Below are 20,276 nucleotides of genomic sequence, written 5' to 3'. Positions count from 1 at the left end.
AGGGCAACGCATCCGAGTGGGAGGCCGAGCAGGTGAAAGGCATGGACGCGCCCGGTGGTGCCGCATGAATCGGCGAGTCGTGATCACCGGAATGGGGGTGCGGGCACCCGGGTCCCCGGGCAAGGAAGCCTTCTGGGAACTGCTGTCCGCGGGCCGGACGGCGACCCGGCGGATCACCTTCTTCGACCCCTCGCCCTACCGTTCGCAGGTGGCGGGCGAGGTGGACTTCGACCCGGCGGCCGAGGGGCTGACGCCCCGGCAGGTGCGCCGGATGGACCGGGCCACCCAGTTCGCGGTGGTGGCCGCGCGGGAGGCGGTGGCCGACAGCGGGATCGACCTGTCCGCGCACGCCCCGCACCGGATCGGGGTGAGCCTGGGCAGCGCGGTGGCGGCCGCCACCAGCCTGGAGCAGGAGTACCTCGTGCTCTCCGACTCCGGCCGCGACTGGGTGATGGGGACGGACCACCTCTCCCCGCACATGTACGACCACATGGTGCCGAGCATCATGCCCGCCGAGGTGGCCTGGACGGTCGGCGCGGAGGGCCCGGTCGCGATGGTGTCCGACGGCTGCACCTCCGGCCTGGACTCGGTCGGGCACGCCGTGGCGCTGATCCGCGAGGGCAGCGCTGACGTGATGGTGGCCGGCGCGACCGACACCCCGATCACCCCGATCGTGGTCGCCTGCTTCGACGCCATCAAGGCCACCACCACGTACAACGACGACCCGGAGCACGCCTCCCGGCCGTTCGACGGCACCCGCAACGGCTTCGTGCTGGCGGAGGGCGCCGCGGTGTTCGTGCTGGAGGAGCTGGAGGCGGCCCGGCGGCGCGGGGCCCGGATCTACGCCGAGGTCGGCGGGTTCGCCACCCGCTGCAACGCGTACCACATGACCGGGCTGAAGGCCGACGGGCGGGAGATGGCGGAGGCGATCCGCTCCGCGCTCGGCCAGGCCCGGGTGGACGCCTCGCAGGTGGACTACATCAACGCGCACGGTTCGGGCACCAAGCAGAACGACCGGCACGAGACCGCGGCGTTCAAGGTCAGCCTGGGCGACTGGGCCTACCGGACGCCGGTCAGCTCGATCAAGTCGATGGTGGGCCACTCGCTGGGCGCGGTCGGCTCGGTGGAGATCGCCGCCTCGCTGCTGGCGATGGCCCACCACGTCGTCCCGCCGACGGCGAACCTGCGGGTCGAGGACCCGAACTGCGACCTGGACTACGTGCCGAACACGGCGCGCGAGCACCGCACCGACACGGTGCTGACGGTGGGCAGCGGCTTCGGCGGCTTCCAGAGCGCGATGGTGCTGGTGCGGCCGGATCGGAGGACGGCATGAGCGTGATCACCGGACTGGGCGTCGTCGCCCCGAACGGCTTCGGCGTCAAGGAGTTCTGGGCCGCCGCGCTGGCCGGCCGCAGCGGCATCGGCGTGCTGGACCGCTTCGACGCCTCCGCCAGCCCGGCCCGGCTGGCCGGCCTGGTCCGGCTGGAGACCGAACGCCTGCTGCCCAGCCGACTGCTCACCCAGACCGACCTGTCCACCCGGCTGGCGCTGATCGCCGGCGAGTGCGCCCTGGAGGACGCGGAGGTCGACCTCGCCGACTTCACCGACTACGACCTGGGCGTGGTCACCGCCAACGCCTCCGGCGGCTTCGACTTCACCCACCGCGAGTTCAAGAAGCTGTGGAGCCGGGGCCCCGAGCACGTCAGCGTCTACGAGTCGTTCGCCTGGTTCTACGCGGTGAACACCGGGCAGCTGTCCATCCGGCACGGCATGCGCGGCCCCTCCCTGGCCCTGGTCGCCGAGCAGGCCGGCGGCCTGGACGCGCTCGGCCAGGCCCGCCGCACGGTGCGCGACGGGGTGCCGCTGGTGGTGTGCGGCGGGGTGGACTCGGCCTTCGACCCGTGGGGCTGGGCCTCGCACCTGGCCGGCGGGCGGGTCAGCCTCGACCCCGACCCGGCCACCGCCTACCGGCCGTTCGACGTCCGGGCCTGCGGCTACCTGCCGGGAGAGGGCGGTGCCCTGATGATCCTGGAGGACCCGGCCGCGGCGGCCGCCCGCGGCGCCCGGGTGTACGGCGAGGTGGCCGGCTACGCCTGCGGGTTCGACCCCGCCCCGGACAGCGGCCGACCGCCCGCGCTGCGGCGCACCATCGAACTCGCCCTCGCCGACGCGGGGGTGGAGCCCGGGCAGGTGGACGTGGTGTTCGCCGACGCGCTCGGCCTGCCGGACGCCGACCTGGCCGAGGCGCAGGCGCTGTGCGCCGTGTTCGGGGAGCGCGGTGTGCCGGTGACCGCGCCCAAGACGCTCACCGGGCGGCTGCTGTCCGGCGGCGGGCCGCTGGACACCGTCGCCGCCCTGATGAGCATCCAGGAGGACGTCGTCCCGCCGACCTTCGGCACCGCGGTGGTGCCCGGGGAGTACGGCCTGGACCTGGTCCTCGGGGAGCCCCGACGGGCCCGGGTGGACACCGCCCTGGTGCTCGCCCGCGGCCGCTGGGGCTTCAACTCCGCCGTCGTCGTCCGTGCCGTCCAGAACGGGAGCTGATCCATGACCACCGCCATGACCATCCACGAACTGCACGAGATCCTGATCGCCTGCGCCGGCGGCGACCGGCCCGAGCTACCGGACCACGACCTCGCCGACCTCACCCTGGACGAGCTGGGGTACGACTCGCTGGCCCTGATCGAGACCGTCGCCCGGCTCAAGGTGCAGTGGGGCGTGGACATCCCGGAGGGCGAGATCCTGGAGGTCTCCACCCTGGGCGACCTGCTCGGCCTGGTGCACCGGACCGCCGCGGTCTGACCCGCCGACCGACCGCGACCGCGCGGCGCACCCGGGCCGTCCGCCTCCCGGCCGACGGCCCGGGTGCGCCGCGTCCGGCTTCGGTGCGCCGGGCCGCGGCGCGGCACCGGGGTGGTGCACGTGTGACTCACGGGACGCGCGAGCACGGAAGGGACGGTTGGGAATTTGTTTCCGAAATCGTCCCGGAATGTCGACGGCGATTCTCCGAAAGTTTCAGCCGAGCGGATCGATGCCGAATCGAGATGCGTCGTTGACATGCCCATACCCCCAACCTAGACTCGCAGATCGCGGACGAATGCCCCGCCCTGCATCTCCGCAAGTCCCTGGTGCAGAAAATTTCGACAAATTCCCCACACCGCACGCCGGTCGAAGTATTTCACCGATAAACCACAGGGAAGGTATTCATGTCCGGAGAGCTGGTACGGATAGATCTGCTCGGACCCCTCGAAATAGGTCACTCGATGAAATCGGCGGAATTCCGCGACACCGCCCGAGTGACCGCCACGAAGCCCCGCCAGGTACTCGCCCTGCTCGCCGTGAACGCCGAAACCACGGTCAGCGTGGACCGGATCATCGACGAACTCTGGCCCGACGGGCCGCCCAACACGGTCAAGACCATCGTCCAGACCTACGTGCACCAGCTGCGCAAGATGTTCGCCGCCGTCCTGGAGTGTCCGCACAGCTCGGACCCGATCACCACCAAGCCGGACGGGTACGCGCTGACGGTGCCCCGCGCCAACATCGACGCCTTCCGCTTCCAGCAGCTGGTCGACCGCAGCCGCGCCGAGCTGCGCGGCTGCAACCCGGTCGGCGCCGCCGACCTGCTGCGCGAGGCGCTGGCCCTGTGGCGTGGGCCGATCCCCGCCGACCTGACCTCCGGGCCGGCCCTGCGCGGGCTCGCGGTGTACCTGGAGGAGGCCCGCCTGGAGGCCGTCCAGTTGCGCATCGAGGCGGACCTCACCAACAACCGCCACCGGGAGATCGTGGCCGAACTCCGGTCACTGGTCGAAACCCACCGGCTGCACGAATCCTTCTACCTCAAGCTGATGGAGGCGCTGCACCGCTCGGGCCGCCGCGGCGAGGCGCTCACCGTGTTCGGACAGCTCCGCCGGATCCTCGACCGGGAACTCGGGCTGAAGCCCTCCCCCGAGGCCCGGAGGCTGCAACACGAAATACTAGTGAGTCAGTAAAAGGAAAGTCAACAACTGACAAAGTGATCACCTGAGGACCGTCGTCGACGGTTCGGCGAAGAACCCTTCCGCAGACTCTCGTCAACCGTGTCCCGCCGCCTCCGGCGAACGAGCCGGGCCCGACCCGCGCGACCGCCCGGACCGCCGGTGTGGCCGCGCGTTCCCATGCCACCGCCCAGTCATTCTCACGTTCGGAGGAATCCCGTGGAATACCGTCAGCTCGGCAATTGCGGCCTGCGTGTCTCGGTGTTGTCGCTCGGCACCATGACCTTCGGCGGACGCGGCGTTTTCGCGAAGGTCGGCGGGAGCGACGTCCTCGACGCCACCCGGCTGGTCGACCGGGCGCTGGACGCCGGGGTCAACCTGGTCGACACCGCGGACTCCTACTCCGGCGGCCTGTCCGAGGAGATCGTCGGCCGGGCCATGAAGGGCCGCTGGAACCGCGCCCTGGTCGCCACCAAGGCGCGGATGCCGACCGGCCCGGGGCCGAACGACGCCGGCCTGTCCCGGCACCACCTGATCGAGGCCTGCGAGGGCTCGCTGCGACGCCTGGGCACCGACCACATCGACCTCTACCAGCTGCACGCCTGGGACGGCCGCACCCCGCTGGAGGAGACCCTGCGGGCCCTCGACGACCTGGTGCGGGCCGGCAAGGTCCGCTACGTCGGCTGCTCCAACTACTCCGGCTGGCACCTGATGAAGGCGCTCGCCACCGCCGACCGGCTCGGCACCGCCCGGTTCGTCTCCCAGCAGATCCACTACTCGCTGCAGGCCCGGGACGCCGAGAACGAGCTGCTGCCGATCGCCGTCGACCAGGGCGTCGGGGTGCTGGCCTGGAGCCCGCTGGCCGGCGGGCTGCTGACCGGCAAGTACCGGCGCGGCACCGAGGCCCCCGCCGGGTCCCGGCACCTGACCGACTGGAACGAGCCGCCGGTGCACGACCGGGAGCAGCTCTACGACATCGTGGAGACCCTGGTGCAGATCGCCGGGGAGCGCGGGGCCACCCCGGCCCAGGTGGCGCTGGCCTGGCTGCTGGGCCGTCCGGCGGTGTCCTCGCTGGTGGTCGGCGCCCGCACCGAGGAGCAGCTGGCCGGGAACCTGGCGGCGGCGGAGCTGGTGCTGTCCGAGGGCGAGCGGGAGCGGCTGGAGCAGGTGAGCGCGCCGCCGCTGGCGTACCCGTACTGGCACCAGGCGAAGATCGCCCGGGACCGGCTCGGGGCGGCCGACCTGGCGCTGCTGGGCCCGCGGATCGCCCCCCGCTGAGCCCGGAAGCCGCGGTGCCCCCCGTCCCGGCCGGGACGGGGGGCACCGCGGCTTCCGGGCCCGTTCAGCGGGCCGCGTCGCGCCAGGCGAGCAGGTCCCGCAGGCCGGTGAAGTCGTAGCCGGCGGGGGTGGGCTTGAGCTCGGTGACGAACAGGGTGGCGCCGTCGGCCCTCAGTTCGTCGGCCTGGGCCGGGCCGGACCAGTTGGCGGCCCGTTCGATCAGCGCCTCGTCCCGGCCGGCCTCGTCGGCGTACTTGCGCAGCAGGTCGTCCTTGCGGCGCCGGACGGCCGGTTCGAGGCCGCAGTGCCAGATGTCGGCGTACCGGGCGGCCAGCGGCAGGGTGCGGCGCTCGCCCTGGCCGCCGATCAGCAGCGGGACGGGGCGCAGCGGCGGCGGGACGAGCCGGTCGAGGCGGTCCTCGATCCGGCGGACGCCGTCGGCGAACAGGTCCATCCGCTCGCGCAGCGGACCGAACGGGTAGCCGTAGCTGTCGTAGTCCTTGCGGTACCAGCCGGCGCCGACGCCGAGGATGAGCCGGCCGCCGCTGATGTGGTCGACGGTGCGGGCCATGTCGGCGAGCAGGTCGGGGTTGCGGTAGGCGATGCCGGTGACCAGCAGGCCGATCTCGACCCGGGTGGTGATCTCGGCCCAGGAGGCGAGGGCCGTCCAGCCCTCGAAGTGGTTGAGGTCGGGCTGTTCGGGGGCGAGTTCGATGCCGGTGGCGGTGCGGCGGACGGCCGGGGCGTGGAAGTGGTCGTAGCCGAAGACCACGTCCGCGCCGAGCTCCTCGGCGTGCAGGACGGCGGCCCGCCAGGTGGCGTAGTCGGGGGCGCCGCCGGGCCAGATGTGGGCGGCGGCGCGCAGCGGCCGGGTCACGCGGGCTTGCGGGCGCACAGGATGCCGTGCACCACGAAGGTGCCGGGGGGCATCGCGGCGCGGTCCTGGGTGCGGGTCATGGTGACCTCGAAGCCGCACTCCTCCAGCCAGCGGCGGTAGGTGGAGATCTTCTGCGGACCGCCCTGGCCCATGGTGCAGCCGAGGAAGAAGGCCGGGAAGAAGTCGATGTCGACGTTGCCCGGGTCGGCGGTGTCCTCGGGGTAGACCGGGACCAGGACGGCGACCTGGCCGCCGGGCTCCAGGGCGCCGTGCACGCCGGTGAGGATCTTGAACACCTCGTCCTTGTCGAACATGTCGAGGAAGTGCTTGATCAGCACGGTGCCGTAGCCGGAGGGGACGGCCTTGAAGACGTCGCCGCCGATGAAGGAGCAGTGCTCGGCGACGCCGTGGGCGCGGAAGTTCTCCAGGGTGGCGGCCTCCTTCTCCGGGAGGTCGAAGTTGGTGACGTGCAGGCCCAGGCCCTCCTTCGCGCGGTAGGCGAGGACGGCGCCGAGGCCGGTGTTGCCGGCCAGGTCGAGGACGCGGGAGCCGGCCGGGATGTCGATGCTGTCGAAGAACCACGGGTCGATGTGGGCGGTGACGTTGTCCATGAGGGTGGAGAACGCCGCGCGCAGGTCCTCGTGCTCGGCGACGGCGCTGTACAGGTTGCCGTCGTGGCCGTAGAGCTCCCGCAGGGCGACCACCTTGCCGGTGCGGACGCTGTCGGTGAGGTGGAAGACCTGGCGCAGCACGATGACCTTGACGAAGTGCATCAGGGTGAGGACCCGGGCCAGGTCCGCGGGGTCGGCATCGCCGAGGGCGGCCAGCGCGTAACCACCGGTGGCCTCGTCCTGGGCGACGAAACCCTCCTTGATCGGCAGCAGCAGGAGCTGCTCGACGGCGTCGGGGGAGGCACCGACGACGGCGGCGAGCTGGGTGGCGTCCGCGCCGGGGGTGTCCCGGATCGCGTCGATCAGGCCGAGTTCGAAGCAGCTCAGCAGGTTCATGAACCTCGCGGGCCCCACCAGGTAGTCACGGAGGCGATCGAAAGTGGCTTCCACGGTCATTGCGGTGATCCCTTCAACGGCACGGACGGGGCACGGGCGGGGCCCGGGGAACTGCGGGGCGCCCGGCCGACGGGCGGCCGGGCGGACGGACGGACCGGGCGGGCCGGTCATGGCATCGGCACCGCCCGGGGGCGATGCCGATGGGTGCGCCGGGGGTGGGGCTACTCGGGCGCTCCGTCGGAGCGGAACGGCGGGCCGATGTGCTCGACCTCGAACCGGAAGCCGGTGGGCGACTCGACGGAGGTGTGGTCAGGGGTGGCGAAGATGTTCTCCAGGCCGCCCGGGGTGGAGACGGTGAGGCCGGAGGCGGGCTCGGGGCCCGCGTTGGAGAAGCTGTGCGGGGTGTGGCGGGGCATCCAGGCGACCTGGCGCGGTCCCAGGACGTGGCGCTGGTCGCCGACCTGGAACTCGACCTTGCCGACCAGGACGTAGAACGCCTCGTCGAAGTTGTGGGAGTGCACGCCCGGGCCGGACTGCCACGGGTCGAGGTTCCACTCCAGCAGGCTGAACTGGCCGGCGGTGTCCTCGGCGACGAGCCGGAAGGCGGCGTTGAAGGCCTTGCCGCCCTCGTCCTCCGGGCTGGGGGCGTCCGGCCGGATCTGCCGGGGGCCGAGCACGAACGGCTTCGATGGTTCCACGGTGTCCTCTTCACGGCTGGCGGATCGGGTGCCGACGGGTCTTCCCCCGTCGGCACCGGCCGGGCCGGCGGCCCGGCCGCTCGGGCAGGCTGCCACGGGGCGCTGGAGGAACGCTCAAGCCCCTTGGCGGGCGCGCGGGTTGGCGGTTCGACGGCCCCTGCGGGCGGGGCGGGCGAGGCGGGGCGGGCGGTCCTGCCGGGCTCAGTTCTCCAGCAGGACCAGGGCGAGGGCCAGGACGCAGCCGAGCAGGATGGCGGCGGACAGTCCGGCCCGTTCGGGGTGGCCGACCCGCAGGTGGGAGCCGACCGCGCCGAGGAAGTACAGCACCAGGCAGCCGGCGGCGGCGACGGCCAGCGGGTTCCAGAACAGGCCGGCCAGCAGGCCGGCCGCGCCGGCCGCCTGGGCGAGGCCGAGCAGCCACAGCAGCGAGGGCGGGAACCCGACCTCGACCACTCCGCGGCGCACCACCTCCTGGCCGGTGAAGGTGGCGTGGGCGGTGCGGGCGAGCACCACGGCGAGGGCGATCGAGACGATCGCGGCGGCGACGTGCACGAGGGCTCCAGGGGTCAGGAGAGGCCGGTGCCCGGCCCGTCGCCGAGCAGGGTGCGCGGATCGAGCGGGGCGCCGTAGGTGTACTGGCGCTCTTCGCCCCAGGGTTCGGTGTGGCTGCGGCCGCGGGAGTCGACCACGGTGTGCCGGGAGTCGAGCGGGCGGTCGGCGGCCCGGTCGGCGAGCCAGTCGGCGACCGCGAGGAAGACCTGCGGGCCGAGCCGGCCGGCGGTGCGGGTGACCGGGGCGTGGTGCTCGCCGACGTAGAACAGCAGCTCCTTGGGCCCGGCGAGGGAGTTGAGGTGCCGGTAGGTGTCGGCGGGGTCGCACAGCGGGTCGTCCTCGCCCATCGCGGCGAGGTACGGCATCCGGATCTGCTTGCCGAGGCCGTCGGCGTTCATCCCGGCGACGACGGCCTCCAGCTCGGCGACGGACTCGGTGCCAGTCATGTACATGAAGCGCTGGCGGAAGGTCGGCGAGTGGCTGGTGAACATGGCCGTGTTGCCCGGGTCGAAGCAGGTGAACATCACCGCGCAGGCGGCGTACCGGGGTTCGGCCGCGGCCATCTGGGTCACCCAGAGCGAGCCCTGGCTGACGCCGCAGAGCATGACGCGGTCCGGGTCGATCTCCGGGCGGCCGGCCACCGCCTCGTACGCGGCGGTGCCGACCTCGCCGTACAGCTCGGGCCGGTACCAGATCCCGCGCACCAGCGAGGTGCCCTGGCCAGGGCCGTCCAGGGTGAGGACGGCCAGGCCGCGGCGCAGGTAGCGGTCGGCGCCGGCGAAGACGTTGATCTCCTTGAAGCCGTCCATCCCGGAGAGCACCACCACGCACGGCAGCGGGCCCTGCCCGGGGCGGTGGCCGGGCGGCAGGTGGTACCAGCCGGCCAGGGTGCGGCCCTGGTACGGGACCTCGACCGCCTCCACGTGGTGGTCCGCGCCGCGGACGTACGCGGCGAAGCAGTCGGTCTTCTTCTGCTCCAGGACGGTGTTCAGCTCGGTGGTGGCGAAGATCGGCCACTGGGCGCCGCCGTACAGGATCGCGGCGGCGAAGTGGTCGTCGGCGGCCGAGGCCGGGTGCCCGGCGCGCTCCTGGGCCTTGCCGCGGAGCTCGAAGTGGCGGGCCAGGTTGGCCATCTCACGGGTGAAGTCGTCGAGTTTGCGGATCGAGCGGGACAGGCCGAGGATCGCGCCCTTGTGATCGGCGCTGACCGGGGCGGACAGGTAGTGCAGCCGGTCCTGGTCCCATTCCGGGCCGAACTGCTCGATCATCAGGTCCAGCAGCCAGCGCTGGTCGGCGAACCGCGGGTCGCGGCGGCCCAGGGCGTGCGGGTTGACCGGCATTCTCCGTCACTCCGGTTGCGCGGGCCCGGTGTTCACCGAGACCGCCTGGTAGGGGAACCTGGACTGCCACCGGCCGACGAACGCGGCCAGCGACGGGTGGGCGAACAGCCGCCGCATCGCGGCGAAGTCCCGGCACTCGATCTGCGCCATCGCCGAGGGCGTGAACACCGGGGCGAGCACCTGCCCGGCGGCGTCCGTCAGCGGCACGTGCGGCCAGTGCCGGTACGCCTCGGCGAAGCCGGTGCCGAGCACCAGCGCGGAGCCCTCCCGGAAGAACTCGGCGCGGTCCTCCTCGGTCATGTCCGCCGGGAAGGCGAACACCAGCGTGTGGGTCACCATGTGGTCCGCTCCCACAGCTCGGCGACGTACTGGTGGTACTTGCCGGACTGCAGCACCATCATCAGTTCCAGCAGCTTGGCCCGGTCGCCGGAGACCGCGAACCGGCCGCTGACGAAGGCCTCGGTGGCGTCCAGCCGGGTGGACTGGAAGTCCAGCAGGTCCCGGTAGCGGGCGGTGATCTCCAGGTCGGCGTCGGCCAGGCGGCCGCGACCCGCCCCGACGACCACGCCCTTCTCGATCAGCAGGTGGTAGTCCACCTCGCCCTCGGGCGCCTCGGTGGCGCGGAACTGCACCTTCACGTTGACGTGCGGGATCGCCGGCTGCTCGGAGGGGGCCAGCGACTCCATCGCCGCCAGGTACTCCGGGGACAGGAAGCGCACCGTCCCCGGGCCCGCCGGGCGCTGCTCCGAGCGCCGCCGGAAGCGGATCCGCAGCGCCTCGATCTGCGGGAACGCCACCCGGGCGCGGTGCCGCAGCGGTTCGGTCAGCTCGATGTCGGTGAACCGGTCGAACAGCGCCGAGAAGACCACCTCGGCCTGCAGGTTGGCCAGCCGCCAGCCCAGGCAGTAGTGGGTGCCCAGGCCGTAGGACATCGGGGCGGCGTCCTTGCGGGTGACGTCGAACCTGTCCGGGTCGGGGAAGCGCAGCGGGTCGCGGTTGGCGGCGGCGATCCACACCATCACCCGGGCCCCGGCCGGGATCTCCACGCCGCCCACGGTGACCGGCCCGGAGGTGGTCCGCGGGATCATGTGCGCGGACGGCATGTAGCGCAGGATCTCCTCGGTGGCGGTGCGCAGCAGCGAGCGGTCCTCGCTCACCAGCCGGGCCTGGTCCGGGTGTTCGGCGAACAGCCGGACGCCGTTGGTGAGGAAGAAGGTGGTGGTCTCGCTGCCCGCGGCGATCACCATGTGGCACATCTGCACCAGGTCGTCGAAGTCCAGCCGGGAGCCGCCGTCGTCCTCGATGTCCAGCAGCGCGGACACCAGGTCGTCGCCGCGCCGGCGCTGCTTGGAGCGGACCAGTTCGGCGAAGTAGTCGTCGAGGAACTTCGCCGCCTGGTCCGCCTTGAGCAGCTCGGAGGCGGTCATGCCGGGCTCGAAGGTGCGCTGGAAGTCGCGGATCTTGTCGCGCAGCAGCGGCGCCTCGTCCTGCGGCACGCCGATCAGGTCGGCCACCACGCTGAGCGCCAGCGGGAAGAACACCTGGTTGCAGATGTCGCCCTCGCCCGCCTCGGCGATCGGGGCGATCAGCTCCTCGAACCGGCGCTCGATGAAGGCCCGGTGCTCCAGCACCCGCTTCTCCGAGAAGGCCCGGTTGACGAGCCGGCGCATCCGGGTGTGCTCGGGCGGGTTGGTCCACAGCAGGTTGGCGGCGAGCTTGCGCAGCGCCTGGTGGTGCTCCCACTCGCCGCTGAAGCGGTTGGCCATCCAGATGTGGATGTCCTTCTCGACCTGCTTGCTGCGCAGGAACTCGTCGACGTCGTCGTAGCCGGTGAGCACCCAGGTGCCCAGGGTGCTGCGGTGCACGGGCGCGGCCTCGCGCAGCCGGCGGTAGCGGGAGTAGGGGTCGGCGAGGCCCTCCGGGGAGAACAGGAGTTCCGCGAAGGCCTCGTTGGCGGCGTGCTCGGCGGCGGCGTCCGGCCGGGTGCGTGGGGTGGTCATCGTGGCGTCCTCGATCGTCGTGGGTCGCGGAGCGGGGTTCGTCGGGCCTGGGCCCTGTCCGGCCGGTCTAGCCGGGGATGGTCGCCTCGACCACGTGCAGCAGCGGCTTGACCGCGGTGACGCCGTCCAGCCGCAGGCCGGCGCGCTCGACCAGGGCGGTGACGCCGTCCAGGGTGTGCCGGCGGCCGTTGGTGTTGAGCAGGAACAGCAGGTCGATGCCGGTGGCGTAGCGGATCTCCGGGCTGCCGTCGACGATGTTGGTGATCACCAGCACCTTGGCGCCCGGGCGGCCGGCCCGGCGGGCGTTCTCCAGGGCGAGCACGGTCTTCTCGTCGTCCCACTCGAGGATGCTCTTGAACTGGTACACGTCGGCGTCGACCTCGATCGCCTCCAGGCAGCTGCCGGCCAGCACCTGGGAGCGGTCGGCGAGCGAGCCGCCGGGGCGCAGCCGCGGGTCGGGCTCGGCGACCGCGGCGGGCAGGTCGACCAGGGTGCCGTGCAGGTGCGGATTGGCCTCCAGCAGCGTCGCCAGGGTGTAGCCGCGGCCGCCGCCGATGTCCGCGATGCTTTTCACGCCGCTGAGGTCGAAGGCCTCGGCGATGGCGGCCGAGGTGATCCGGCTCAATTCGGTCTGGGACCGGTTGAAGACCTCGGTGGATTCCTCCCAGTTCCGGTGCAGGTGCGCGAAGAATTCCTCGCCGAAACGCTCGTCGAAATGCCCGCGCCCGTCCCGGACGGCGTCCTCCAGGTCCGGCCACAACTGCCAGGTCCACGGCTCGGTGACCCACAGCACCCAGTTCTTCAGCCGCTGCGGGTGGTCCTCGCGCAGCAGCCGCGAGGTGTCGGTGTGGACGATGCCGCCGGGGGTCTGGTCGAACACCCCGTAGCACCGCAGGTTGCCCAGCAGACGGCCCAGGACCTCCGCGTCCACGCCCAGCCCGCGGGCCAGGTCGGCCACCGGGACGGGCTGCTCGCCGATCGCCTCGGCCAGCCCGATCCGGATCGCCGCGCGCAGCGAGGCCGGTGCGGCGGCGGCCAGTGCCAACTCCCGGAGAGAGGTCACCGGGGAGATCCCGCGCTCCGCTCCGGGATTTGCGAATGCGCTCCGGACAATGCTCATCTGAATTCCCTCCGGTGAACGGACGTCGCGCTGCGCGTCAAATGGTGGTGCACCGCACTGGAGCGCCGCTAAAGCCTCACTAACCCCGTTCCCGGCCTTGCTTCCCGGGGGAATTCGAGTGTTAGATTCGGGGAAAGTTTTCGACGATTGCTCGGAGGCGTCACCGTGGAATCCTTGCTGCTGCGAAACGGGCTGGTCATCGACACCGAACCGGAGCCGGTCGCGCACCCCGGGTGGGACGTGCTGGTGGAGGACGGCCGGATCGCCGCGGTCGGCCCGAACCTGTCCGCCCCGGCCGGCGCGACCGTGATCGACGCCACCGACCGGATCGTGCTGCCCGGCTTCGTGGACACCCACCGCCACGTCTGGCAGGCCGTGCTCCGCTCGATCGCGGTCGACGTGGACCTGCCCGAGTACTTCCAGTTGGTGCGCCAGGAGCTCGGCCCGCGCTTCCGCCCGGAGGACGTGCGGATCGCCAACCTGCTGGGCGCCCTGGAGTGCCTGGACTCCGGCGTCACCACCGTCCAGGACTTCGCCTACGCGCGGGCCGACCGGGTCCGCAGCGACGGCTTCGTGCCCGGCTTCGACCTCGAGTACGCCGAGGCCGCCCTGGACGGCCTGCGCGCGGTCGGCATCCGCGCGGTGTTCGCCTACCTGCTGACCCCGGAGCACCAGGGCGAGGTCCGGCAGGCGCACAAGCTGTTCCGGCCCGGCGAGGACCTGCTGAGCATGGCGGCGGCCTCCCTCGGCCCGTCCAACCAGAAGCCGGACGCGGTGATCGCGGACTGGCGGCTGGCGGACGAGCTGGGCCTGCCGATCGTCACCCACGTGGCGGCCGGCCCGGTCAACGAGCGGCCGATCGAGCTGCTGCGCGACCACGGCCTGCTGCGCCCGAACACCGTGTACGTGCACGGCAACTCGCTGGCCGACGACGAGCTGTCGATGGTCGCGGACTCGGGCGGCGCGTTCGCCATCACCCCGGCGGTGGAGGCCCGGCTGGGCCACGGCGGCCCGCTGATCGGCCGGCTGCGCGAGGCCGGGGTGACCACCGGCCTGGGCGTGGACGTGGTGACCACGGTCGGCGGCGACTTCTTCTCGGTGGTCCGGGCGGGCCTGCTGACCAGCTACCTGTCCCCCGGCCCGCACCTGTCGCCGGCCGACCTGCTGCGGATGGCCACCCTGGACGGCGCCCGCACGCTGGGCCTGGAGGACCAGGTCGGTTCGCTGCGGGTCGGCAAGCAGGCCGACCTGATGCTGCTGCGCGCCGACGACGTGAACCTGGCGGGCGCCCACGACCCGATCGGCGCGGTGGTCTCCTCCGCGCACCCGGGCAACGTGGACACCGTGCTGGTGGCGGGCCGGATCGTGAAGCAGCACGGCCGGCTGCTGCACCACGACCTGACGGCGGTGCGCGCGCAGGCCCGCGCCGCCTCGGACCACATCACCGCGAAGGCGACCGACTGAGCACGCCCGCACCGGCCGGGGCCGACGACCGCACCGACGCGGCCGTCGGCCCCGGCACGCGTGCGCCCGGACCCGCGCGGGGCGGGTTCGGGCGGGCGGGCGCGGCGGGCGGGCACAGCGGGCGCGGCGCGGTCGGGTCAGGCGCAGTCGGGGCAGAGCCCGCGGTAGGTGACCTCGGCGGTGGCGACGTCGAAGCCGAAGCGCTCGGCGGCGGGGAGGGCGGCGAGCGGGTCGCCGGTGGGGCGGACGTCGCGGATGGTGCCGCAGGCGGAGCAGACCAGGTGCTGGTGCGGCTGGTGGGCATTGGGGTCGTAGCGCTTGGCCCGGCCGTCGGTGGCGACTTCGAGCACCTCACCGAGGGTGACGAGTTCGCCGAGGGTGTTGTAGACGGTGGCCCGGGAGATCTCGGGGAGGCGCTCGGCGGCGCGCGCGTGCACCTCGTCCGCGGTCAGGTGGACGTGGTCGCCGTCGAGCACCTCGGCGACCACCCGTCGCTGGGAGGTCAGTCGCCAGCCGCGGGACCGCAGTCGTTCCAGCAGGTCACTCATCTCGTTCACCCATTCAGCTCAACATTCGCCCGAACTGTACAGCGGGTGCCCCGTGACACCCGATTCGAGCGGAACCACCACCCGATTGATCCTCTTCTTGACTTAGACTGGGTCTATCTTAGGATCGGCTCCGAGGAAGAGCCAAGACGTCCGTCACAGAGCGCGATCCGCCCGACCCGGAGGGACCTCCATGCCCGAGAACGACGACGCCATCGTCACCGACCCCAAGTCCGAGGGTGCGGGCGGCTGCCCGGTCGCGCACGGCCGGGCCGCCCATCCGACCCAGGGCGGCGGCAACCAGCAGTGGTGGCCGCACCGGCTGAACCTGAAGATCCTGGCCAAGAACCCGGCGGTGGCGAACCCGCTGGGGGCGGACTTCGACTACCCGGCGGCCTTCGCCTCGCTCGACCTGGCGGCCGTCAAGCGCGACATCGCGACCGTGCTGACCACCTCGCAGGACTGGTGGCCGGCCGACTTCGGCCACTACGGCCCGCTGATCGTCCGGATGGCCTGGCACAGCGCCGGCACCTACCGGATCTCCGACGGCCGCGGCGGCGCGGGCGCCGGCCAGCAGCGCTTCGCACCGCTCAACTCCTGGCCGGACAACGCCAACCTGGACAAGGCCCGCCGCCTGCTGTGGCCGGTGAAGCAGAAGTACGGCCAGGCGCTGTCCTGGGCCGACCTGCTGATCCTGTCGGGCAACGTGGCGCTGGAGTCGATGGGCTTCGAGACCTTCGGCTTCGGCGGCGGCCGGGCGGACGTCTGGGAGGCCGACGAGGACGTGTACTGGGGCCCGGAGACCACCTGGCTGGGTGACGAGCGCTACACCGGCGACCGCCAGTTGGAGGAGCCGCTGGGCGCCGTCCAGATGGGCCTGATCTACGTCAACCCCGAGGGCCCCAACGGCAACCCGGACCCGGTCGCGGCGGCCCGCGACATCCGCGAGACCTTCCGCCGGATGGCGATGAACGACGAGGAGACCGTCGCGCTGATCGCCGGCGGCCACACCTTCGGCAAGACCCACGGCGCGGGCCCGGCGGACAACGTCGGCGAGGCCCCCGAGGGCGCGTCCCTGGAGGAGCAGGGCCTCGGCTGGAAGAGCTCCTACGGCTCCGGCAAGGGCGCCGACGCGATCACCTCCGGCCTGGAGGTGACCTGGACGAACACCCCCACCACCTGGGACAACTCCTTCTTCGAGATCCTGTTCGGCTACGAGTGGGAGCTGACGAAGTCCCCGGCCGGCGCGCACCAGTGGAAGCCGAAGGGCGGCGCCGGCGAGGGCACCGTGCCGGACGCCTTCGACCCGGCGAAGAAGCACGCCCCGCAGATGCTCACCACCGACCTGTCGCTGCGCTTCGACCCGGTGTACGAGCAGATCTCGCGCCGCTTCCTGAACGACCCGGCCGCCTTCGCGGACGCCTTCGCCCGGGCCTGGTTCAAGCTGACGCACCGCGACATGGGCCCGGTCGTCCGCTACCTCGGCCCCGAGGTGCCCGGCGAGGAGCTGATCTGGCAGGACCCGCTGCCGGCCCCGCAGGGCGAGCCGATCGACGCGGCGGACGTGGCGGAGCTGAAGGCGAAGCTGCTGGACTCCGGCCTGACCACCGCCCAGCTGGTGTCCACCGCGTGGGCCTCGGCGGCGTCCTTCCGCGGCAGCGACAAGCGCGGCGGCGCGAACGGCGCCCGGATCCGGCTGGAGCCGCAGCGCGGCTGGGAGGTCAACGACCCGGAGCAGCTGGCGCAGGTGCTGCGGGTGCTGGAGGGCGTGCAGCAGGAGTTCAACGCGCGGGGCGGCAAGCAGGTCTCGCTGGCCGACCTGATCGTGCTGGGCGGCACCGCGGCGGTCGAGCGGGCCGCGAAGGACGGCGGCGTCGAGGTCGAGGTGGGCTTCCGCCCGGGCCGGGTGGACGCCACCCAGGAGAAGACCGACGTCGAGTCGTTCGCCGCGCTGGAGCCGCAGGCCGACGGGTTCCGCAACTACCAGGGCAAGGGCACCCGGCTCCCGGCCGAGTACCTGCTGGTGGACAAGGCCAACCTGCTGAACCTGTCCGCCCCCGAGCTGACCGTCCTGGTCGGCGGCCTGCGGGTGCTGGGCGCCAACACCGGCGGCTCGCAGCACGGCGTGCTCACCGAGCGCCCGGGCACGCTGTCCAACGACTTCTTCGTCAACCTGCTGGACCTGGGCACCGCCTGGGCCCCGGTCGCCTCCGACAACACGGTGTACGAGGGCCGGGACGCCTCCGGTGCGGTCAAGTGGACCGGCACCCGGGCCGACCTGGTGTTCGGCTCCAACTCGGAGCTGCGGGCGCTCGCCGAGGTGTACGCCTCGGACGACGCGAAGGAGAAGTTCGTCAAGGACTTCGCCGCCGCCTGGACCAAGGTGATGGAGCTGGACCGCTTCGACCTGGTGTGAGCGTGAAGCGGTGAGGGCCCGGACTCGTGCGAGTCCGGGCCCTCGCCGTGCGGTGTCAGCGGCGCAGTTCCAGGGTGCAGCACTTGACGGCGCCGCCGGCCCTGAGCAGTTCGGTCAGGTCGACGCCGATCGGGGTGAAGCCGCGTTCGCGCAGCCGCTCGGCGAGGCGGACGGCGGCCTCCGGGAGGACGACGTTGGCGCCGTCGGAGACCGCGTTCAGGCCGAACACCCGGGCGTCGTCGGCGTCGGCGAGCACCGCGTCCGGGTAGAGGCGCTCCAGGGTCGCGCGGGAGGCGGCGTCGAAGGCCGGCGGGTGGTACATGACCTCGGTGTCGCTGAGCACGGCGAGCGCGGTGTCCAGGTGGTAGTAGCGCGGGTCGACCAGCCGCAGGGTGACCACCTCGCGGCCGAGGAACTCGCGCGCCTCGGCGTGCGCGGCGGTCCCGGTGCGGAAGCCGGTGCCGGCCAGGATCCGCTCGCCGGCCACCAGCAGGTCGCCCTCGCCCTCGTTGACGTGCTCGGCGTCCTTGACCCGCCAGCCGCGCTCGCGGAACCAGTCGGCGTACGCGGGGCCCTCGGCGGCCCGCTCGGGGTGCCGGAAGCGGGCGCCGAGCACCCGGCCGTCCAGCGTGGTGGCGCCGTTGGCGGCGAACACCATGTCCGGGAGGCCGGGCAGCGGTTCGATCAGCTCGACGGTGTGGCCGAGTCGTTGGAACAGCGCGTGGAGCTGGTCCCACTGGGCGAGGGCGGTGCCAGTGTCGGTGGGCTTCGCCGGGTCCATCCACGGGTTGATGGAGTAGTCGACGGTGAAGTGCGCGGGCCGGCACATCAGGTAGTGGCGCGGGGTGGCGGTTCGCGGCGACACGGTGGTGTCTCCTTCCGGGCGTGGCGGAGTCGCTGACGGTCGGTCGGCGGTGTTCCGTGACGGGGCACTCGGGGACGTTCAGCTGCCGATGGACTGCGGGAAGGCGAACAGCCCGTCCGGGTCGTGGCGGCGCTTGGTGGCGACCAGCCTCGGGTAGTTCGCACCGTAGTAGGCCTCGCGCCAGTTCCGCAGGTCCGGGTCGGTGAAGTTCAGGTAGGCGCCGCCGGTCGCGTGCGGGGCGATCAGGTGGTCGAGGCCGGCCAGCCAGTCGAGCTGCGCGGCCGGGTCCTCGCCGGGCAGCCAGGAGGTGTCCAGGCTGACCAGGTACCGGGCGTCGCGGTGCGCGAAGGCGGTGGCCCGCGGGTCGACCCGGTTGATCGCGCCGCCCCAGCCGAACAGCGCCAGGCCGCAGCCGTCGGCGTTGCCGCCGGGGGGCGCGGCGGCGAGGTGGGCCAGCGCGGCGTCCAGGGCCTCGGGCGGCAGCGGGCGGGCGGCGAAGTGGGTGCGGACGGCGAACGCGCCGCCGCTGGTCTCGTGCTGGAGGTGGTCCATGGCGTCCCAGAAGCTCCGGTCGGCGATCTCCGCGCGCAGCGGCGGGCCGGCGGCGAACGCCGGGGCGAGCAGTTCGCGCAGTTCGGCGGCGGGGCCGAGGTGCAGGCCGACGGCGGAGACCAGGGTGCGGCCGCCGGCGGTGGAGACGCCGAGGCGCAGCGAGGTGTCCTCGGGCGCGGTCAGCATCAACTCCTGGACGGTGCGCAGGACCCCGGGTGCGTGAGCGGCCTCCCAGAGCAGCACGCAGGTGGCCGCGGCGGGGGCCCGGACGGCCTGGAAGGTCAGGTCCAGGTTGATGCCGAAGTTGCCGCCACCGCCGCCCCGGCAGGCCCAGTACAGGTCCTCGTTCTGCTCGGCGTCGCAGGTCAGCACGGTGCCGGCGGCGGTGGCCAGGGTGGTGGCGCGCAGCGTGTCGGCCGTCAGCCCGAACCGGCGGGAGGTCGCGGCGGAGCCCCCGCCGAGCGCCAAGCCGGCGATCCCGACGCCGGTGCCGTTGCCGAGCGGCAGCGCGAGCCCGTACGGGCGCAGCGCGGCGTAGAGCGCGCCGGTCAGGACGCCGCCACCGACGGTGACCCGCGCGGTGACGGGGTCGACGGTGATCGCGTCCAGCGCCCGCAGGTCCACCACCAGACCGGAGTTGACGGAGTGCCCGGCGTACGAGTGCCCGCCGCCGCGCGGGACGATCGGCACCGCGTGGTCCCGGGCCCAGTCGACGGCCCGCAGCACGTCGGCCGCGTCGGCCGCCCGCAGCACGGCGGCGGGCGCGCGGTGCGCCCAGCGCTCGTTGAAGGCGGCGGAGGACTCCCGGAAGCCCGCGTCCCCGGGGCGCAGCAGGGGGCCGGTGGTGTGCTTGTCGAGCAGCGCCCAGTCGACGGGGGTCACGGGGCGACCTCTTCGATGGTGGAGGTGCCGGTGGTGGGGTGGGGGCCGTAGCGTTCCCAGGTCTCGTGGAGGCGGATGCGGCCGTCGGGGGTGAGGGTGGGGGTGTTGTGGGTGCGGCCGCAGACGACCCGGCCGTCGGTGAGGACGAAGGTGTAGCCCATGGCGAGGGTGCCGTCGGGTTGGCGGGTGCCGGCGGTCCAGCCGCGCTGGATGGTGCCGCCGGTGACCTCGCCCCAGACCAGGTCGCCCTGCTGGTGGTAGACGGCGACGGTGCGGTGGTCGCCGTCGGGGGCGTGGAAGCGGCGGCCTTCGTAGTCGAGGTGGTGGGGGTTCACGCCTGCCACCAGATGGCGTAGTAGGCGAAGTCGGTGTCGTGCGGGTTGGCGACGGCGTGGTCGGTGTCGGCGGGGAGCAGGACGAGGTCGCCGGCGGCGATGGGGTGGCTGGTGTCGGCGGTGCGGACTTCGCCGCGGCCGCTGATGCAGATGAAGAGTTCGCGTTCGGTGTGCTGGTGGGTGTCGGTGAGGTCGCCGGGGCGCAGGACGCACCAGGCGCCGTGGAAGGGGGTGGTCAACTCGCCCCAGGGGTGGAGCAGTCTGAGGTCGAGGCCGTGGGCGCGTTCGAGCCGTTCGGGTTCCTGGCGGCGGATCACCAGGCCGGGCGGCGGGCCGGTTTCGGGCATGGCGGGGCTCCGTTCGGAGGA

Annotated in this window: 20 protein-coding genes; 7 read left to right on the top strand and 13 right to left on the bottom strand. The window is 72.8% G+C overall.

What is annotated here, in order from left to right; genetic code table 11:
• Nucleotides 1–64: 64 nt before the first annotated feature.
• The 5 genes from OO48_RS05680 to OO48_RS05660 all read left to right on the top strand — a co-directional run bounded on the left by OO48_RS05680 (nt 65) and on the right by OO48_RS05660 (nt 5,255).
• Nucleotides 65–1,333 (top strand): beta-ketoacyl-[acyl-carrier-protein] synthase family protein, encoded by a 1,269-nt coding sequence (locus tag OO48_RS05680; protein WP_033213217.1) that lies wholly within the window; start codon nt 65–67, stop codon nt 1,331–1,333.
• A complete protein-coding gene (locus OO48_RS05675) occupies nt 1,330–2,544 on the top strand; it encodes a ketosynthase chain-length factor (protein WP_033213216.1) in 1,215 nt (404 codons plus the stop codon). The genes OO48_RS05680 and OO48_RS05675 overlap by 4 nt, the downstream gene beginning before the upstream one ends.
• Before the next feature lie 3 nt (nt 2,545–2,547).
• Nucleotides 2,548–2,802, top strand: a complete 255-nt coding sequence (locus OO48_RS05670; RefSeq protein WP_051731769.1) for an acyl carrier protein — start codon at nt 2,548–2,550, stop codon at nt 2,800–2,802.
• A 494-nt stretch (nt 2,803–3,296) separates the two neighbouring features.
• A complete protein-coding gene (locus tag OO48_RS05665) occupies nt 3,297–3,992 on the top strand; it encodes an AfsR/SARP family transcriptional regulator (protein ID WP_051731768.1) in 696 nt (231 codons plus the stop codon).
• Between the two features lie 204 nt (nt 3,993–4,196).
• Complete coding sequence (locus tag OO48_RS05660; protein WP_033213215.1) at nt 4,197–5,255, top strand: aldo/keto reductase; 1,059 nt, start codon at nt 4,197–4,199, stop codon at nt 5,253–5,255.
• Nucleotides 5,256–5,319: 64 nt separating this feature from the next.
• Here the strand turns inward: OO48_RS05660 and OO48_RS05655 are convergent, their stop codons facing one another.
• The 8 genes from OO48_RS05655 to OO48_RS05620 all read right to left on the bottom strand — a co-directional run bounded on the left by OO48_RS05655 (nt 5,320) and on the right by OO48_RS05620 (nt 12,792).
• A complete protein-coding gene (locus OO48_RS05655) occupies nt 5,320–6,132 on the bottom strand; it encodes an LLM class F420-dependent oxidoreductase (protein ID WP_033213253.1) in 813 nt (270 codons plus the stop codon).
• The gene (locus OO48_RS05650) at nt 6,129–7,199 is read right to left on the bottom strand and encodes an acetylserotonin O-methyltransferase (RefSeq protein WP_245194524.1); all 1,071 of its coding nucleotides are present in this window, start codon (nt 7,197–7,199) and stop codon (nt 6,129–6,131) included. Before OO48_RS05650 ends, OO48_RS05655 begins: the two co-directional genes overlap by 4 nt.
• Nucleotides 7,200–7,360: 161 nt before the next feature.
• Nucleotides 7,361–7,837 (bottom strand): cupin domain-containing protein, encoded by a 477-nt coding sequence (locus tag OO48_RS05645; protein ID WP_157845383.1) that lies wholly within the window; start codon nt 7,835–7,837, stop codon nt 7,361–7,363.
• Between the two features lie 201 nt (nt 7,838–8,038).
• Nucleotides 8,039–8,389 carry a DoxX family protein gene (locus OO48_RS37225; protein ID WP_033213213.1) on the bottom strand — a complete coding sequence of 117 codons (351 nt, stop codon included), beginning with the start codon at nt 8,387–8,389 and terminating at the stop codon, nt 8,039–8,041.
• A gap of 14 nt (nt 8,390–8,403) precedes the next feature.
• On the bottom strand, nt 8,404–9,729 hold the full coding sequence (locus tag OO48_RS05635) for an alpha/beta hydrolase family protein (RefSeq protein WP_033213212.1): 1,326 nt from the start codon (nt 9,727–9,729) through the stop codon (nt 8,404–8,406).
• A 6-nt stretch (nt 9,730–9,735) separates the two neighbouring features.
• On the bottom strand, nt 9,736–10,068 hold the full coding sequence (locus OO48_RS05630; protein WP_033213211.1) for a hypothetical protein: 333 nt from the start codon (nt 10,066–10,068) through the stop codon (nt 9,736–9,738).
• A complete protein-coding gene (locus OO48_RS05625; protein ID WP_051731767.1) occupies nt 10,062–11,729 on the bottom strand; it encodes a cytochrome P450 in 1,668 nt (555 codons plus the stop codon). Before OO48_RS05625 ends, OO48_RS05630 begins: the two co-directional genes overlap by 7 nt.
• A gap of 67 nt (nt 11,730–11,796) precedes the next feature.
• Nucleotides 11,797–12,792: a methyltransferase gene (locus OO48_RS05620; RefSeq protein ID WP_245194523.1), complete on the bottom strand. Its 996-nt coding sequence runs from the start codon at nt 12,790–12,792 to the stop codon at nt 11,797–11,799.
• Nucleotides 12,793–13,014: 222 nt separating this feature from the next.
• Between OO48_RS05620 and OO48_RS05615 the strand changes: the two genes are divergently transcribed.
• Nucleotides 13,015–14,313 carry an amidohydrolase family protein gene (locus OO48_RS05615; protein WP_051731766.1) on the top strand — a complete coding sequence of 433 codons (1,299 nt, stop codon included), beginning with the start codon at nt 13,015–13,017 and terminating at the stop codon, nt 14,311–14,313.
• A gap of 137 nt (nt 14,314–14,450) precedes the next feature.
• Here OO48_RS05615 and OO48_RS05610 read toward each other — a convergent pair whose 3' ends face one another.
• Nucleotides 14,451–14,861: a Fur family transcriptional regulator gene (locus OO48_RS05610; RefSeq protein ID WP_033213210.1), complete on the bottom strand. Its 411-nt coding sequence runs from the start codon at nt 14,859–14,861 to the stop codon at nt 14,451–14,453.
• A 190-nt stretch (nt 14,862–15,051) separates the two neighbouring features.
• Here OO48_RS05610 and katG point away from each other — a divergent pair, with 190 nt between their 5' ends.
• Complete coding sequence (gene katG, locus OO48_RS05605) at nt 15,052–17,274, top strand: catalase/peroxidase HPI (protein WP_033213209.1); 2,223 nt, start codon at nt 15,052–15,054, stop codon at nt 17,272–17,274.
• A gap of 55 nt (nt 17,275–17,329) precedes the next feature.
• Here the strand turns inward: katG and ddaH are convergent, their stop codons facing one another.
• The 4 genes from ddaH to OO48_RS05585 all read right to left on the bottom strand — a co-directional run bounded on the left by ddaH (nt 17,330) and on the right by OO48_RS05585 (nt 20,255).
• Entirely contained in the window at nt 17,330–18,139 is an 810-nt protein-coding gene (gene ddaH, locus OO48_RS05600; RefSeq protein WP_209439437.1) for a dimethylargininase, read from the bottom strand.
• Nucleotides 18,140–18,217: 78 nt separating this feature from the next.
• On the bottom strand, nt 18,218–19,573 hold the full coding sequence (locus OO48_RS05595; RefSeq protein ID WP_033213208.1) for an FAD-binding oxidoreductase: 1,356 nt from the start codon (nt 19,571–19,573) through the stop codon (nt 18,218–18,220).
• Nucleotides 19,570–19,908, bottom strand: a complete 339-nt coding sequence (locus OO48_RS05590; protein WP_033213207.1) for an avidin-fold protein — start codon at nt 19,906–19,908, stop codon at nt 19,570–19,572. The genes OO48_RS05595 and OO48_RS05590 overlap by 4 nt, the downstream gene beginning before the upstream one ends.
• The gene (locus OO48_RS05585; RefSeq protein ID WP_051731765.1) at nt 19,905–20,255 is read right to left on the bottom strand and encodes a cupin domain-containing protein; all 351 of its coding nucleotides are present in this window, start codon (nt 20,253–20,255) and stop codon (nt 19,905–19,907) included. Before OO48_RS05585 ends, OO48_RS05590 begins: the two co-directional genes overlap by 4 nt.
• Nucleotides 20,256–20,276 lie beyond the last annotated feature (21 nt).

The organism is Kitasatospora phosalacinea (assembly GCF_000716545.1).
GTDB classification, from domain to species: Bacteria; Actinomycetota; Actinomycetes; order Streptomycetales; family Streptomycetaceae; genus Kitasatospora; species Kitasatospora phosalacinea.
The sequence above is the reverse complement of the archived record's forward strand: the minus strand, read 5'-3'. Positions and strand labels throughout refer to the sequence as shown.

Excerpts from the sequence above, each read along its gene's own strand:
- OO48_RS05680 (WP_033213217.1), top strand. The coding sequence starts at position 65 with ATGAATCGGCGAGTCGTGATCACCGGAATGGGGGTGCGGGCACCCGGG.
- OO48_RS05675 (WP_033213216.1), top strand. The coding sequence starts at position 1,330 with ATGAGCGTGATCACCGGACTGGGCGTCGTCGCCCCGAACGGCTTCGGC.
- OO48_RS05670 (WP_051731769.1), top strand. The coding sequence starts at position 2,548 with ATGACCACCGCCATGACCATCCACGAACTGCACGAGATCCTGATCGCC.
- OO48_RS05650 (WP_245194524.1), bottom strand. The coding sequence starts at position 7,199 with ATGACCGTGGAAGCCACTTTCGATCGCCTCCGTGACTACCTGGTGGGG.
- OO48_RS05635 (WP_033213212.1), bottom strand. The coding sequence starts at position 9,729 with ATGCCGGTCAACCCGCACGCCCTGGGCCGCCGCGACCCGCGGTTCGCC.
- OO48_RS05630 (WP_033213211.1), bottom strand. The coding sequence starts at position 10,068 with ATGGTGACCCACACGCTGGTGTTCGCCTTCCCGGCGGACATGACCGAG.
- OO48_RS05625 (WP_051731767.1), bottom strand. The coding sequence starts at position 11,729 with ATGACCACCCCACGCACCCGGCCGGACGCCGCCGCCGAGCACGCCGCC.
- OO48_RS05610 (WP_033213210.1), bottom strand. The coding sequence starts at position 14,861 with ATGAGTGACCTGCTGGAACGACTGCGGTCCCGCGGCTGGCGACTGACC.
- katG (WP_033213209.1), top strand. The coding sequence starts at position 15,052 with ATGCCCGAGAACGACGACGCCATCGTCACCGACCCCAAGTCCGAGGGT.
- OO48_RS05585 (WP_051731765.1), bottom strand. The coding sequence starts at position 20,255 with ATGCCCGAAACCGGCCCGCCGCCCGGCCTGGTGATCCGCCGCCAGGAA.